The sequence below is a fragment of the Qipengyuania algicida genome, from assembly GCF_009828025.1.
GTDB lineage: Bacteria > Pseudomonadota > Alphaproteobacteria > Sphingomonadales > Sphingomonadaceae > Qipengyuania > Qipengyuania algicida.
The window spans coordinates 224,474-239,077 of record NZ_WTYA01000002.1 but is presented as its reverse complement, the minus strand read 5'-3'; the positions used below and the strand labels follow the sequence as shown (position 1 = coordinate 239,077).

Here is a 14,604-nt window from a genome sequence, read left to right as displayed (position 1 = left end):
TGGACGTCCCAAGGAAAAACCCTAGATCGAAATTCATGGATATTGCACGCACCCCCGCCTCGCCCGATGGCAACCCCGAAATGGCCGACGCGCCAGTCCAAACCCCCGCACCGCCAGCGGAAATCTTTCGCAAGGATTACAAACCGTTCGCCTGGCGCATGCCGAATACGTTTCTCGATTTCCAGCTTGGCCTCGACGAAACGCTGGTCACCGCTACGCTGGAGGTCGAACGCAATCCGGTTGCCGAGGTTTCGCGAACGATCCGTCTGAACGGTGATGGTCTTGAGCTGGTGTCGCTCCATTGCGACGGCGCCGACTGCGAAGGTCACACGATGGATGGCGACGATCTCGTCATCTCACTCTCAGGCGACAGCCATACACTGACCATCGTCACGCGGCTGGCGCCTTCGGCCAATTCGCAGTTGATGGGGCTCTATGCATCGAACGGGATGCTGTGCACCCAGTGCGAAGCCGAAGGGTTCCGGCGGATTACCTTCTTCCCCGACCGGCCAGATGTGCTGTCCACCTACACCGTGCGGATGAGCGGACCGAAGGCTCTGTTCCCCATTCTCCTGTCCAACGGCAACCGCACCGATAGTGGTGAGGAGGGCGAAAATCACTGGGCCGAATGGCACGATCCCTGGCCCAAGCCGAGCTATCTTTTCGCGCTGGTCGCGGGCGATCTGGTCGCGCGCGTGGACAGCTTCACGACCATGAGCGGGCGCAAGGTCGATCTGGCGGTGTGGGTGCGCGACGAAGACTTGCCGCGCACCGAACACGCGATGGAATCACTGAAGCGCGCGATGACATGGGACGAAGAGACCTTCGGGCGCGAATATGATCTCGATTGTTTCAACATCGTCGCGGTCAGCGATTTCAATATGGGGGCGATGGAGAACAAGGGGCTTAACGTCTTCAACACCAAATACGTCCTCGCCGACCCGGAAACCGCCACGGATGGAGATTATGACGGGATCGAAGGCGTCATCGGCCACGAATATTTCCACAATTGGTCGGGCAACCGCATCACCTGCCGCGACTGGTTCCAGCTGAGCCTGAAGGAAGGCTTCACCGTGCTGCGCGACCAGTTGTTCAGCCAGGACATGGGTTCTGCCCCGGTCAAGCGGATCGAGGATGTGCGCGTGCTGCGCAGCGTGCAGTTCCCAGAGGATTCGGGGCCGCTGGCGCATCCGATCAGGCCCGATTCTTTCCGTGAGATCAGCAATTTCTACACAGCCACGGTCTACAACAAGGGAGCCGAGGTGATCCGCATGATGCGCACGATGGCGGGCCCGGAACGGTTCCGTAAAGGGACCGACCTCTATTTCGAACGCCACGATGGCGAAGCGGCGACGTGTGAGGATTTTGTCAGCGCGATTGAGGATGGCGCAGGGCTCGATCTGAAGCAATTCCGCCTCTGGTACAGTCAGGCCGGAACGCCGCGCATCAAGCTCGACAGCGAGCGGTCAGGCGACAAACTTGAGCTGACCTTTCGGCAGGAAGTCCCTCCCACGCCGGGGCAGGATACCAAGCAACCGATGGTGATCCCGCTCAAGACTGCGCTGTTCGACCGGGGCGGAGGTGAGCCGGCCAAGGAATCGCTCGTGGTGCTCGACAGTGCCGAGACCAAGGTCACTATCGAGGACGCGCCCGAGAATGCAGTCCTGTCGCTCAATCGCGGCTTTTCTGCTCCCGTGCGGATCGAGCGCGACATTGCGCGAGAAGATCTCGCGTTTCTGGCCATGCACGACGACGATCCCTTCGCGCGCTACGAGGCAATGCAGGATCTGGTGGTTGGCCATCTTGTCGAAGCGGCAGGCGGCACTCAGGGCGACAATTCCCGCACCGAAGCTGAAGATGCGATAGTCCAGGCGTTGGGAGCGATCCTGACCGACGATCGGCTCGACGATCTCATGCGCGGCGAGCTGATGCTGTTGCCGAGTGTGACCTATCTGATGGAGCAGTTGCTGATTGCCGATCCGGCGCTGATCCATGCCGAACGCGAGGCCCTCAAAGCCAAGCTTGGCGCGTCATTGGGCGACAGCTTCAAGGCATTGCACGAACGTGCGGCGGCAGTGCCCTTTGCAATGGACGCAGCGGCCAAGGGGGCGCGCAAGGTCAAATCGCTGGCGCTTGCCTATTGCGCCGCCGCCGATCCGGTGCGCGCATCGCAGATGGCGGACGAACAGTATGACCGGGCCGACAACATGACCGACCGGCAGGGCGCATTGATGGCCTTGTGCGGCATCGATTCGCCCGAACGGACAGCGCGGCTGCTCGATTTCTACGAGCGCTACAAAGGCAATCCGCTGGTGATCGACAAATGGTTCGCGATCCAGGCGTCCTCGCTCCACCCGCAGGTTGTCGAGCACGTCAAGGCACTGGCCGATCATCCTGATTTCACGCTCAAAAACCCGAACCGGGTGCGCTCGCTCTACATGGCCTTTGCGGGCAACCCTCATGGGTTCCATGCAGCGAGCGGCGAGGGCTATCGGATGATCGCCGACCTTATCCTCGCACTTGACCCGCTCAATGCCCAGACCGCGGCGCGGTTCGTCCCCTCGCTTGGCCGCTGGCGCCGGATCGAGCCGAAACGTGCAGGCATGATGCAGGCTGAACTGCAGCGGATCGCCGATGCACCGAAGCTGTCGCGCGACACCTACGAACAGGTCACGCGTTCGCTCGGGTAACCGCAATGCGTGATTTTCTCACCGCACCGGTTCTGGGCGAGGTGCCGCACGGCTTCTCGACTCGCGCAGGGATCGATCCGCAGGCGGTATTGCCGGGCGCGCAGCTCGTGTTGTTGCGCCAGGTACACTCGGCAGACGTTGCGACCGTCACCGAGCCCTTCGCCGGTGATCCACCCGCTGCCGACGCACTGGTGACGGATGTGCCCGGCTTGCTTCTAGGCATAGTGACCGCGGATTGCGGCCCGGTCGTTTTCGCGGATCAGGCGGCGGGCGTGGTCGCTGCGGCCCATGCCGGTTGGCGCGGTGCCCTGGGCGGCGTGGTCGAAAACACAATCGCTGCCATGGAGGCGCTCGGCGCGCAACGGGAGCGCATTCGTGCCGCAATCGGACCGACCATTGCGCAGGAAAGCTATGAGGTCGATGCGGGCTTGCGCGAAAGGTTTTGCGATCAGGCGGTTGAAAACGAACGGTTCTTTGTAGAAGGGCGAGAGGGGCATTATCAGCTCGACCTGCCCGGTTACATCGAATCCCGTCTTGCATTGGCCGGTATCGAACAACATGCCGATCTCGCCTGCGATACCTATGTCGATGAGGCGCGATTTTGCTCTTATCGCCGCGCCACTCACCGCGGCGAACCGACCGGTGGCCGACAGACCAGCGTCATCGGAATACTTCCCTAATCTTTAGCGTGTTGCGGGGGATGGTGAAAAAATGGCGGTTGGCAACCCCACTTTGAGCCGCTAGACGCTCAGATTAATCGCGTCCTCCCGGCGCATTACATGGGGTGTGGGGGGCGTATAGGGGGGAGGGGTTGTCCTTTCCGATCACAGGGATTCGCGCACACCCGGCTCGTCCGTCCGGTGAGTGCAGGACAAGGCAAGGGACTGATGGCAGACACCGCCGCAACCGCTGACTCTTCGACCACGAACGATAGCGATCATGACTCTGGCGGTCTTCGTCGTCGTGACGTTCTCGGTATTCCGGCCAATGTCGCCGCCGTCAGCGCTGCGGGTGTCGGCGGTCTCGTCGTGCTGTACCCGCTGATCAGCCAAATGGCGCCTTCTGCGGACGTTCTTGCTGCCAGTACGACTGATGTCGATCTGTCCTCGATCGAAGCCGGGCAGGGCATTACCGCGGTTTTCCGCAAGCAGCCGCTGTTCGTGCGCAAGCTTACGCCGAAGGAAATCGCCGAAGCGGACGCGGTGCCGCTGTCCGAACTGCGTGATCCCGAAACGCTCGAGGAGCGGACGAAGGAAGGTCGCAAGGAATGGCTGATTACCATGGGTGTGTGCACTCACTTGGGTTGCGTGCCGCTGGGGATCACCTCGGAACAGAATCGCGGCGATTACGGTGGCTATTTCTGCCCTTGCCACGGCTCGCAGTACGATACTGCCGCGCGCATTCGCAAAGGCCCGGCGCCGAAGAACCTCGTGGTTCCCGACTATAAATTCGACACCGACACCAAGATCACCGTCGGCTGATACGACAGGCTAAGAAGGCAGGACGAGCACGCAATGAGTTTTCCCTGGGCCAAGGAATATCAACCGCAGCATCCGTTGATGCGGTACATGGACGAAAAGCTGCCATTGCCGCGGCTGGTCTATAATGCTGTCGGTGCGGGCTACCCGGTTCCGCGCAATCTTTCCTATTTCTGGAATTTCGGCGTCCTCGCCGGGTTCTTCCTTGTATTCCAGATCGTCACCGGCGTGGTGCTGGCGATGCATTATGCCGCCAATTCGACCGTTGCCTTCAGTTCGATCGAGCACATCATGCGCGACGTGAACTGGGGTTGGTTGCTGCGTTACGCGCACGCCAATGGCGCGAGCTTCTTCTTCATCGTTGTCTACATCCACATCTTCCGCGGATTCTATTATTCGTCGTATAAGGCGCCGCGCGAGATGATCTGGCTGCTCGGCGTGGTCATCTTCCTGCTGATGATGGCGACCGCTTTCATGGGCTATGTGCTGCCATGGGGCCAGATGAGCTACTGGGGTGCCAAGGTCATCACCAGCCTGTTCGGTGCAATCCCGCTCGCCGGAGAGGCGATCGAAGTCTGGTTGCTGGGTGGCTACGCGCCCGACAACGCCTCTCTCAATCGTTTCTTCAGCCTGCACTTCCTGCTGCCGTTCGTGATCCTGGGCGTGGTGATCCTGCATATCTGGGCGCTACATATTCCCGGCTCCTCCAACCCCACAGGGGTCGAGGTGAAGGACGAAAGCGACACCGTCCCGTTCCATCCCTATTACACCGCCAAGGACGGTTTCGGGCTGGGCGTTGCGCTGGTATTGTTCTTTATCCTGGTGTTTTTCCTGCCGAACTATCTCGGCCACCCGGACAATTATATCGAGGCAAACCCGCTCTCGACCCCGGCGCACATCGTGCCCGAATGGTACTTCTGGCCGTTCTACGCGATCCTGCGCGCCTTCACTCAGGACATCTTCTTCATTCCCGCCAAGCTGATGGGCGTGATGGCGATGTTCAGCGCGATCCTGATGTGGTTCTTCCTGCCTTGGCTTGATCGCAGCCCGGTGCGTTCCGGCCACTACCGCCCGCTGTTCCGCAAGTTCTTCTGGTTCGGTCTGATCCCGACCATGGCGCTGCTGTTCTATTGCGGCGGCGCTCCGGCGGAAGAGCCTTATGTGATGCTCAGCCAAATCGCGACCGCGTATTATTTCCTTCATTTCCTGGTGGTCCTGCCGATCGTCAGCATGGTGGAAAAGCCGGAGCCGCTGCCCAATTCGATCACCGAAGCGGTGCTGGGTTCCGACAAGACAATGGTAAAGGGTGAAGCCGCGGATCCCGCGGTCTGAGACGAGCGAAGAGAACGGACCTAACACGATCATGCGCCAACTCATTTCCATCCGCGTCGTCGCCGTCGCCATCGGCCTTTTCTTCGCGCTCTCGGTACTGTGGGCGCTGGTCCGTGGAATCGGACCCGGGTTTTCGAACCTCGCCGAATATGGCCAGTTCACCGAACCCAATGTGGAGCAGGCCTTCCATAAGCATCCGAACCACTATGATTTCAGCTTCGACGGGCCGGTTGGAAACTGGGACGTCGGCCAGCTCCAGCGCGGCCTGAAGGTTTATGACGAGGTTTGCTCGGCCTGCCACAGCCTGAAGTTTGTCGCGTTTCGCGACCTTGCCGAACTCGGGCTGACGCCTGGACAGATCAAGGCGTTTGCCGCCAAGCATCAGGTGCCCGGGGTCGACAAGAACACCGGCGAAGCCACCACGGTTCCGGGGCTGCCGACCGATTATTTCCCCTCGCCTTATCCCAATGAGATTGCGGCGCGTGCGGCGAACAACAATGCGGTGCCGCCCGATCTTTCGTTGATGACCAAGGCGCGTCACGATGGCACCAATTATGTCGTTTCGCTGCTGACGGGGTATCAGAAGCAGCCCGCGGAGCTGCTTAAGCGGTTCCCCGAAGCCAAGACGCCTCCGGGCCTGCACTACAACCCCTATTTCGCCAACCTCAACATCGCCATGCCGCCACCGCTGCATACCGATGGGCAAGTTACCTTCGACGATGGTGCGCCCAGCGACATCAAGAGTATGGCCGAAGACGTGGCCGCTTTCCTGACATGGACAGCGGAGCCCAAGCTGGTGAAACGTCGCCAGACCGGCTGGCCGGTAGTGATCTTCCTGATCTTCGCGACGGGCCTTGCCTACATGTCCAAGCAACAGGTCTGGGCGGCGGTTAAGCCGAAGAAAGCGGCCTGACCATAGCTATGCGTCGATCCGGTAGGCCGGACTGCGATCCGGCCTCCGGGCGAGGTATTTCCCCATGACGCCCGAAGAGCTGAAGGCTTTGGTTCGTACGGTGCCGGATTTTCCCTCGCCGGGAATTCAGTTTCGTGACATCACCACACTGATCCGCCACGGTGAAGGTCTCACCGCAACAGTCAGCTGGCTGGCGGATAGCGCGCGCGATGCAGGGGCGCAGGCTATTGCCGGGATGGAAGCGCGTGGGTTTATTTTCGGTGCGGCTGTTGCGATCGAGCTCGGCATCGGTTTCGTCCCGGTTCGCAAGCCGGGCAAGCTGCCAGTCGCCACCATCGGCATCGATTACCAGCTGGAATATGGCACCGATCGGTTGGAGATCGACCCGAGCCTTATCGATCAGGGCGAACGGGTGGTGCTGGTGGACGATCTCATCGCCACAGGTGGAACCGCATGCGCGGCGGCAGAATTGCTGCGCCGGGCCGGTGCCATCGTCGAGCGCGCGGCTTTCGTCATCGACCTGCCGGAATTGGGCGGCGCAAAAAAGCTCGGCGGAATTGGCGTTGCCACCCAAGCGTTGATGGACTTTGCCGGTCACTGACTCGGAAAGAACCGGCGTCTCATGCATTGAAACAGGCTGGGGATAGCGTCACACTATTCCCGGAGGGGAAGCGCAACCGAAATGCAAGAACAAGCCATCGTCATAGCCCTTGTGGGCGTCCTGGGCATTGGTGCCCAGTGGATCGCCTGGCGCACGGGCTGGCCAGCGATCGTGCTCATGCTGGCGGCGGGCTTTTTGGCTGGTCCGGTGCTGGGCATTTTCGATCCCGAGCATGCTTTCGGTGCGCTGCTCGAACCGATGATTGCCGTTGGGGTCGCGCTTGTCCTGTTCGAAGGCGGTTTGAGTCTGGATTTCCGCGAATTGCGCCATTCGGGTAGCGCAGTCTGGCGACTGGCGACCCTTGGTGTCGCGATCGGGTGGACGCTTGGTGCACTCGCGGCTCACCAGATCGCCGGAGTGGTCTGGCCTGTGGCTGTGCTGTTCGGCGGCATTTTGGTGGTCACCGGTCCAACGGTGGTCATGCCGTTGCTACGACAATCGTCCGTCCAGCAACGCCCGGCTTCGATCCTCAAATGGGAAGCGATCGTCAACGATCCTACCGGTGCACTCTGTGCGGTCGTGGCCTATGAATATTTTCGGCTGACAGGTGCCGGGATCAACGGCTTTCAGGTTGTGACCCCCATGCTGATCGCTGCAGGGGTCGCCGCGCTCATCGGCTACGTCGCCGCTGTCGCCATCGCATGGACCTTTCCACGTGGCACGATCCCGGAATATCTCAAGGTGCCGGTGCTGTTCACGTCTGTCATAGGCGTGTTCGTCGTAGCCAATCTGATCGAGCACGAAGCGGGTCTGGTGTCGGTGACGGTCATGGGAATCGCGCTAGCCAACATGAACGTCCAGTCGATGCGCTCAATCCATCCGTTCAAGGAGAATGTCGCGATACTGCTGGTGTCGGGTATTTTTATCCTCTTGTCGGCGTCGCTCAAATGGGAAGATCTGGCCTATCTCAACTGGCGGTTCGGTGCTTTTCTGCTCGCGCTGCTGTTCCTCGTCCGGCCTGCCACGATACTCATCAGCCTGCTGGGGAGTTCGGTGCCGTGGAACGAGCGGCTGTTCCTCGCGTGGATTGCCCCGCGCGGCATCGTGCTGGTCGCGATTTCCGGTCTGTTCGCCCTCCGACTGGGCGAACTCGGATATGCCGATGGCAATGTCCTGATCGGATTAAGCTTTGCGGTAGTGGTGGTCACTATCATCGCGCATGGCTTTACCATCGATTGGGTTGCACGACTGCTCAAGGTCAAAGGCGAGACGCGGCCCGGACTGCTGCTGGTCGGCAGTACGCCATGGACGATCGCACTGGCCGAACAGATGCATCAGCTCAAGACGCCGGTGATGGTGGTCGACTCAAGCTGGGAACGCCTTGGTCCTGCACGGCAGAAAGGCTTGCCGTTCTATCACGGCGAAATCCTCAATGAGGCAACCGAGCATAACCTCGACCTCGCGCCTTTCCAGGTGCTGGTCGCAGCGACCGATAACGAGGCCTATAATACGCTCGTCTGTAATGAGTTCGCCTATGAAGTCGGCCGCGATTCGGTCTACCAGCTCGGCCAATCGAGCGATGAAGATGATCGCCATGCGCTTCCCGAAAGCTTGCGTGGCCGGGCACTGTTCGAATCCGGTTTCGGGGTAACCGAGGTCGCCAACCGGCTCGAAAGCGGGTGGGTTTTTCGGAAAACCAAGCTGTCGGACAACTTTAAGTTCGAGGACGCGCAGGACACTTTGCCGCAAGCGGCCAATATGCTTCTGCTCGTGCTTGAAGATGGCAAGATGCGCTTCTTCACCCATGCCGCGCGTCCAACGCCGGGACCGGGCGATACGGTGATCAGCTTTTCGCCGCCGCAGGGAAGTGCGCAGGAGCAGGGCCAGCGACGCGCGGCAAAGAAGGCGGCGGCAAAGTCCAAGGGCAAGACGCAGGCTCCGGCATGAGGCACAAGACACGCGCAACAGGGAGGGTACCGATGTTTGGGGTGTGCAACACAAGGCGATCCTTGGTCATGGCGACGGCGATCGGCGCGTCGCTGGCCCTGTCCGCTTGCGGTGAACGCAATCCATCGAATGGCGGTGAAGCGTCCCCTAGTCCCACCGTGTCGCAAACTCCGGCGCAGACGTCGATCATGCGACCGGGAATTGAAACGCCGACTTTTACGCCGCCGCCCCTCGCTCCGCTCGATGTGCGTATTGGCTTTCCCGAAGGCGGCGCAAAGCTCGACGAACAGGCCATAGAGGCGCTTCAAAACCTGGTCGCCAGTCCACAGGTAGCCGAAGGCGGCCCGATCGTCTTGCGGGCGCACAGCGATTCGGATGGTTGCGACGATGCCAATATGCGGGCGTCTAAGAAGCGAGGCGAGGCCGTGAAAGAATGGATGATTGCACACGGAATTATCCCAAAGCGCATCACACTCATCGCATTCGGCGAGCAGAACCCTATTGCGCCGAACGCAAAGCCGGATGGCACTCCGGATGAAGCTGGGCGGGCCAAGAATCGCCGCGTGGAAGTGAATGTCGCGGTGGAACAGGCCAACGCGGACGACGAGCGTGCACCCACGCTGGTCGAAGAGATCGAACAACGCAGCGATGGTAAGCCGTCGCCGTCGCCTTCGGGAAGCGGCACTCCTTCCGCACAGGCGACGCCGCGATAGCGGGCGAGTAATTCGGCAGTTGACGCAGGGTCGGTTTCGGTGGCAATTGCCGCGTCCTGCGCACCACGCGATGCGTTGCAGCGAGCGGGCGGGTATAGCTTAGTGGTAAAGCCCTAGCCTTCCAAGCTAGTTATGCGGGTTCGATTCCCGCTACCCGCTCCAAGCACCTCGTCCCCAGCCGTCCAGATTTTTGTATAAAGCCCTCGGAAATCCAAGGCCTTTATACAAAAATCTGGACGGGTAGTTGGAGCGGGTAGCGGGAATCGAACCCGCGCGTTCAGCATGGGAAGCTGACAGGCTACCATTACATCATACCCGCCTTGCGCCGCGCCATTTGCCGCACGCGATGCGCTCGGTCAATCCGGAACGAGCAGGCCGCCGACGGTTTCTCAATTAGGTGAGGTTGATTTCACCAGCGCCCGGTTCCACAGCGCGCGCCAGAGACGAGAGAATTTTGGAGAGAAGTAACATGCGCACTATCGATCACGTCATCGTCGGCGGGGCTGGCGGTTCAGCGGGCCGCACCCACAAGGTCTGGGATCCGTCGACGGGCGAGGTTCAGGCAGAGGTTGCGCTGGGCGATGCGGCGCTGCTCGACAAGGCGGTGCAGGCGGCGAAGAAGGTTCAGCCGGAATGGGCCGCGACCAATCCGCAGAAGCGTGCGAGGGTCATGTTCCGTTACAAGGAGCTGATCGAGGCGAACATAGACGATCTTGCGCGCTTGCTGTCGAGCGAGCACGGCAAGGTGATCGACGATGCCAGAGGCGATGTGCAGCGCGGGCTGGAAGTGATCGAATACGCTTGCGGCATCCCGCAGGTAGGCAAGGGCGAATACACCAATGGCGCTGGGCCGGGGATCGATGTCTATTCGATGCGCCAGCCGCTCGGCATCGGCGCGGGGATCACCCCGTTCAACTTCCCCGCGATGATCCCGATGTGGATGTTTGGCATGGCGATCGCGGCGGGTAATGCCTTTATTCTCAAGCCCAGTGAGCGCGATCCCAGCGTGCCGGTACGGCTGACCGAGCTGTTTCTTGAAGCTGGCGCGCCCGAAGGGCTGCTGCAATGCGTGCATGGGGACAAGGAAATGGTCGATGCGATCCTCGACCACCCCGATATCGCCGGGATCAGCTTCGTCGGTTCGTCCGACATCGCGCATTACGTCTATCGGCGCGGGGTCGACAACGGCAAGCGCGTGCAGGCGATGGGTGGGGCCAAGAACCACGGTATCGTGATGCCCGATGCCGATCTCGACATGGTGGTGAACGATCTGGCCGGCGCGGCCTTCGGCAGCGCCGGTGAACGCTGCATGGCGCTGCCGGTGGTGGTGCCGGTGGGCGAGGATACCGCCGAGCGCCTGAAGGCCAAGCTGATCCCGGCGATCAACGCGCTGCGCGTAGGTGTCTCAACCGACAAGGATGCGCATTACGGCCCGGTGGTGACGCCTGAGCACAAGGCGCGGATCGAGCAGTGGATCGACACCGCCGAGCAAGAGGGCGCCGAGGTCGTGATCGACGGCCGCGGCTTTAGTCTCCAGGGGCACGAGGACGGTTTCTTCGTCGGCCCGACGCTGCTCGACCGGGTGACGCCCAAGATGACCAGCTATCAGGAGGAGATCTTCGGACCCGTCCTCCAGATCGTGCGGGCCAAGGACTTTGAAGAAGCCGTGCGCCTTCCGAGCGAGCACCAGTATGGCAACGGCGTCGCGATCTTTACCCGCAACGGCCACGCCGCGCGCGAGTTCGCGAGCCGCGTGAATGTGGGCATGGTCGGGATCAACGTGCCGATCCCGGTTCCGGTCAGCTATCACAGCTTCGGCGGCTGGAAGCGCAGCGCCTTTGGTGACACCAACCAGTACGGCACTGAGGGGCTCAAGTTCTGGACCAAGGTCAAGACCGTCACCCAGCGTTGGCCCGATGGCGGCGGCGACGGCTCCAACGCCTTCGTTATCCCGACTATGGGGTGAGGGACAGAGTGGAAACCAGCGAGCTAGCTAGCCGTTGTAATCTTGACATTGGATTGGGCAAAGGCAGGGGCTGGCCTCATGTCACATAAGGTTTGGTATATAATCGGCGGATTGGTCGCGCTCATTGGCGGTATCGCCGCGTTGACCAATCTGTTCGCCGCTTCGATCGCCGCGACCGCGCTGGCCGGCTATCTTTTCATCATCGCCGGAGCATTCCAGATTTTTGGGGCCTTTTCCCCTCCGCGTCACGGGCATCGCGTGGCGCAGTCACTGTTTGGGCTGATTTCGGTCATCCTCGGGTTGTGGCTGCTGATCGATCCGATGGAGGGAATGCTGAGCCTGACCTTCGCGATTGCCATACTGTTAATCCTCTCGGGTGGGACGCGCGCTGTTGCTGCGTTTTCCTATCGTTCGAGCGCTAAGGTGATACTGTTGATCTCCGCACTGGTGGCGATCGGTCTGGGGCTACTTATCCTGATATCATATCCGGTTTCGGCGATGGCAGTCCTTGGGCTCTATCTTGGTATCGAACTGGTGTTTATCGGCGCAGCACTGTTGACTATTGGAATGACAGGGCATGACCATTTGGCCGTGAAACCTCTCTAACCACGCTACTCGCCGACATCGGTCCTGTGCCGATGCTGGCGCGAGGCGCGCGATGAGGGTACACCATCGTGATGCGTAGACTCATTCTCATGGCCGCCATGCTGACGCTCGCAGCGTGTTCGCAACAGCCGTCACAATCCGGCGATGCAAACAACACGCCGTCCCCAAAGGCGAATACGGCGCCGACGCAGACAGCGAGTGCTGCACCAAATGCGGTTCCCGCAGCCTTTTTGGGCGTGTGGGACGGTGCGAAAGGACATTGCGATCCCGATTCGGATATGCGTGTCGAAATCGGCAAGCAGCACCTCGCCTTTTACGAATCGAGCGGGGAGGTGAAGCAGGTGACCCGCGATGGGCCGGGCACGATCGAACTGACGATGGCGATGGACGGGGAAGGCGAGCAATGGACGCAGAAGATGCGTTTCGCGTTGTCGCCCGACGCGCACCAGATGACCGCCAGCCCGGTGCCCGCCGACCATCCGGGCATGGCGACGGCGCTCAAGCGCTGCCCGTCATGATACGCCTGCTGTTGCTTGCTGCGGTGACGGCCACCTGCATGACAGCGCTTGCCGCTTGCGCGAGCGTTGCGGAACCGCTGCAAACCCGCCCTGTGGGCACGGACCATCCCTGCAAGGCAGATGATGTCGATGGTTATATGGGCGAGACGGCTACCGCTGCGCTAGGCTTGGCGATTCAGAAGCATACCGGGGCGCAGGTTTTCCAATGGGTACCGCCCGATACTGCCGTAACCATGGATTTTCGCCCGGATCGCGTACGCGTGACGTATGATCGTAAGATGCGGGTCACCGCAATTCGCTGCGGATGACGCGCGAGCGGACCGCATCCGGGTCTCCCTTCGAAGAGCGTTTCGGCTTTGCCCGTGCGGTAAGAGACGGGCGGCGGATACTGGTGGCGGGAACCGGCCCGATCGAGAAAGACGGCAGTTCCACATCCGGCGATGCCGCAGCTCAGGCTGAGCGATGCTGTGCATTGATTATCGCAGCGATCGAGCGGTTGGGCGGTCGCGCAGACGATGTGATCCGCACCCGAATGTTCCTGACCGATCCCGCGGATCAGGGCGCGGTTGGCGAGGTCCATGCCCGTCATTTCGGCAAGGCGCGTCCGGCAGCGACCATGGTCGGCGTGGCATGGCTGTGCCGCACGGAATGGAAGGTCGAGATAGAGGCGGAGGCATGGTGCGGCGATGACGGATAAAGCCGGCTCACACCTTCGCCGCGCTGCACTCTATGTCGGTGCAATTTTGATTGGTGTCTCGGTCGGCGGCTACAGCGCGCTGGCGATGGGAGGTTTGCTGCCCGGATCGCGCGGCCTCGATTCGGCTGGCGTAGACGTCAACGGCTGGCACAGCGATTTCGCGATCGGATCATCCTCGGCCAACCCTTATGTCCGCGCTCGCGTTGCGCGCAGCGGCCTCCTTGCGCTTTCGCGCAGCGAAGCGGTCTATTTCACCACCGCGAGCGATGAAGACGGACAGCCGTTGCGCGAGCAATGCGACTACCGGATTTTCGGTGCGGGAATGCCCGCTCAATGGTGGTCGATCACGCTGTACGATGGTGAAAGCCGCCTGCCGATGAACGATGACCATGCGCTTTCCATCGATGCCAGCAGGTTGAATGGCAACAGCTGGAGCGCCCTGATTTCTGCCCGGCGTCCGGGTAATGGTTTATGGGTGTCGAGCCGCAATGCGGGCCGTTTCGACGTGACTTTGCGTCTGTATATTCCGGACAAGAATCTTTTTTCGAACCCGCAGGACGTACTCAATCCGCCGCGGATCGAGCGGCTCGGCTGTCCGCGAGGTGCGGCATGAAGCGGTGGTTGGGGCCACTGCTAACGATGCTGGTCGCTGCCGTCGGCACGCATGCTCTGGTGCTGCACGAAGCGCCGCGCTTCATCATGGGAAAGGCTACGCAACGCATGGAGCAACGCGGCATTCCGCTCAATCGCTTCGTGCTCGCCGCAAGGATGACACCGCAAACGCAGACAGTGGTAAGGCCTTCGCCTGATCTCGCCTATTCGATCTGCCGCTTCGATTTCAATCGACAGCAGGGGCCGATCAAAATCGTGATGGCGCCCTATAAGGGCTATTCCTCACTGTCCTTGTTCGATGCCAGCACCGACAATTTCCTGACTGTGCGGGGCAATGGGAAGCAGCGGCAGGTCGCTTTGGTGGCGCCGGGTGCCAATGCAAAGGGTGGAGCGATTGCCAGTCCGTCCCGCAAGGGACTGATCCTGATTCGCCGACTGGCTCCGGACCACCAATCCTATGACCGGGTGAAGCAGGTGGCGCAAAACGATATCTGTCAGGGTGCTACCGGCTAAGCCCCCCTTTCCCTGCAG

Annotated in this window: 15 protein-coding genes and 2 tRNA genes; 16 read left to right on the top strand and 1 reads right to left on the bottom strand. The window is 61.0% G+C overall.

Translation table 11 applies throughout. The features are described 5' to 3' along the window. The first annotated feature begins 35 nt into the window (after positions 1–35). From pepN to GRI58_RS03535, 9 genes are all read left to right on the top strand, one after another. The gene (pepN, locus tag GRI58_RS03575; RefSeq protein WP_160752194.1) at positions 36–2,690 is read left to right on the top strand and encodes an aminopeptidase N; all 2,655 of its coding nucleotides are present in this window, start codon (positions 36–38) and stop codon (positions 2,688–2,690) included. A gap of 5 nt (positions 2,691–2,695) precedes the next feature. Then, positions 2,696–3,370: a peptidoglycan editing factor PgeF gene (gene pgeF, locus GRI58_RS03570; protein WP_160752193.1), complete on the top strand. Its 675-nt coding sequence runs from the start codon at positions 2,696–2,698 to the stop codon at positions 3,368–3,370. A gap of 207 nt (positions 3,371–3,577) precedes the next feature. Next, positions 3,578–4,171: a ubiquinol-cytochrome c reductase iron-sulfur subunit gene (gene petA, locus GRI58_RS03565; RefSeq protein ID WP_160752192.1), complete on the top strand. Its 594-nt coding sequence runs from the start codon at positions 3,578–3,580 to the stop codon at positions 4,169–4,171. A 33-nt stretch (positions 4,172–4,204) separates the two neighbouring features. Further along, complete coding sequence (locus tag GRI58_RS03560; RefSeq protein WP_160752191.1) at positions 4,205–5,500, top strand: cytochrome b; 1,296 nt, start codon at positions 4,205–4,207, stop codon at positions 5,498–5,500. A 31-nt stretch (positions 5,501–5,531) separates the two neighbouring features. Then, the gene (locus tag GRI58_RS03555) at positions 5,532–6,413 is read left to right on the top strand and encodes a cytochrome c1 (RefSeq protein WP_160752190.1); all 882 of its coding nucleotides are present in this window, start codon (positions 5,532–5,534) and stop codon (positions 6,411–6,413) included. A 64-nt stretch (positions 6,414–6,477) separates the two neighbouring features. After that, entirely contained in the window at positions 6,478–7,014 is a 537-nt protein-coding gene (locus GRI58_RS03550) for an adenine phosphoribosyltransferase (protein WP_160752189.1), read from the top strand. Positions 7,015–7,095: 81 nt separating this feature from the next. Continuing rightward, a complete protein-coding gene (locus tag GRI58_RS03545) occupies positions 7,096–8,961 on the top strand; it encodes a cation:proton antiporter (protein WP_160752188.1) in 1,866 nt (621 codons plus the stop codon). 68 nt (positions 8,962–9,029) lie between these two features. Continuing rightward, entirely contained in the window at positions 9,030–9,674 is a 645-nt protein-coding gene (locus tag GRI58_RS03540) for an OmpA family protein (protein ID WP_160752187.1), read from the top strand. An 88-nt stretch (positions 9,675–9,762) separates the two neighbouring features. Further along, positions 9,763–9,836, top strand: a tRNA-Gly gene (locus GRI58_RS03535). 83 nt (positions 9,837–9,919) lie between these two features. Here GRI58_RS03535 and GRI58_RS03530 read toward each other — a convergent pair. Further along, positions 9,920–9,993: transfer RNA gene (locus GRI58_RS03530), tRNA-Gly, on the bottom strand. Positions 9,994–10,143: 150 nt separating this feature from the next. Here GRI58_RS03530 and GRI58_RS03525 point away from each other — a divergent pair. The 7 genes from GRI58_RS03525 (at position 10,144) to GRI58_RS03495 (ending at position 14,586) form a co-directional block, all read left to right on the top strand. Further along, the gene (locus GRI58_RS03525; protein WP_160752186.1) at positions 10,144–11,640 is read left to right on the top strand and encodes a CoA-acylating methylmalonate-semialdehyde dehydrogenase; all 1,497 of its coding nucleotides are present in this window, start codon (positions 10,144–10,146) and stop codon (positions 11,638–11,640) included. Positions 11,641–11,718: 78 nt separating this feature from the next. Continuing rightward, a complete protein-coding gene (locus GRI58_RS03520; RefSeq protein WP_160752185.1) occupies positions 11,719–12,246 on the top strand; it encodes an HdeD family acid-resistance protein in 528 nt (175 codons plus the stop codon). A gap of 71 nt (positions 12,247–12,317) precedes the next feature. Further along, positions 12,318–12,764, top strand: coding sequence for a hypothetical protein (locus tag GRI58_RS03515; protein WP_160752184.1), 447 nt, complete (start codon positions 12,318–12,320; stop codon positions 12,762–12,764). Further along, a complete protein-coding gene (locus GRI58_RS03510) occupies positions 12,761–13,072 on the top strand; it encodes an I78 family peptidase inhibitor (protein WP_160752183.1) in 312 nt (103 codons plus the stop codon). Before GRI58_RS03515 ends, GRI58_RS03510 begins: the two co-directional genes overlap by 4 nt. Further along, positions 13,069–13,461 (top strand): RidA family protein, encoded by a 393-nt coding sequence (locus GRI58_RS03505; RefSeq protein ID WP_160752182.1) that lies wholly within the window; start codon positions 13,069–13,071, stop codon positions 13,459–13,461. The genes GRI58_RS03510 and GRI58_RS03505 overlap by 4 nt, the downstream gene beginning before the upstream one ends. Next, a complete protein-coding gene (locus tag GRI58_RS03500) occupies positions 13,451–14,074 on the top strand; it encodes a DUF1214 domain-containing protein (protein ID WP_160752181.1) in 624 nt (207 codons plus the stop codon). The genes GRI58_RS03505 and GRI58_RS03500 overlap by 11 nt, the downstream gene beginning before the upstream one ends. Beyond that, positions 14,071–14,586, top strand: coding sequence for a DUF1254 domain-containing protein (locus GRI58_RS03495; RefSeq protein WP_160752180.1), 516 nt, complete (start codon positions 14,071–14,073; stop codon positions 14,584–14,586). The genes GRI58_RS03500 and GRI58_RS03495 overlap by 4 nt, the downstream gene beginning before the upstream one ends. Positions 14,587–14,604: the final 18 nt, after the last annotated feature.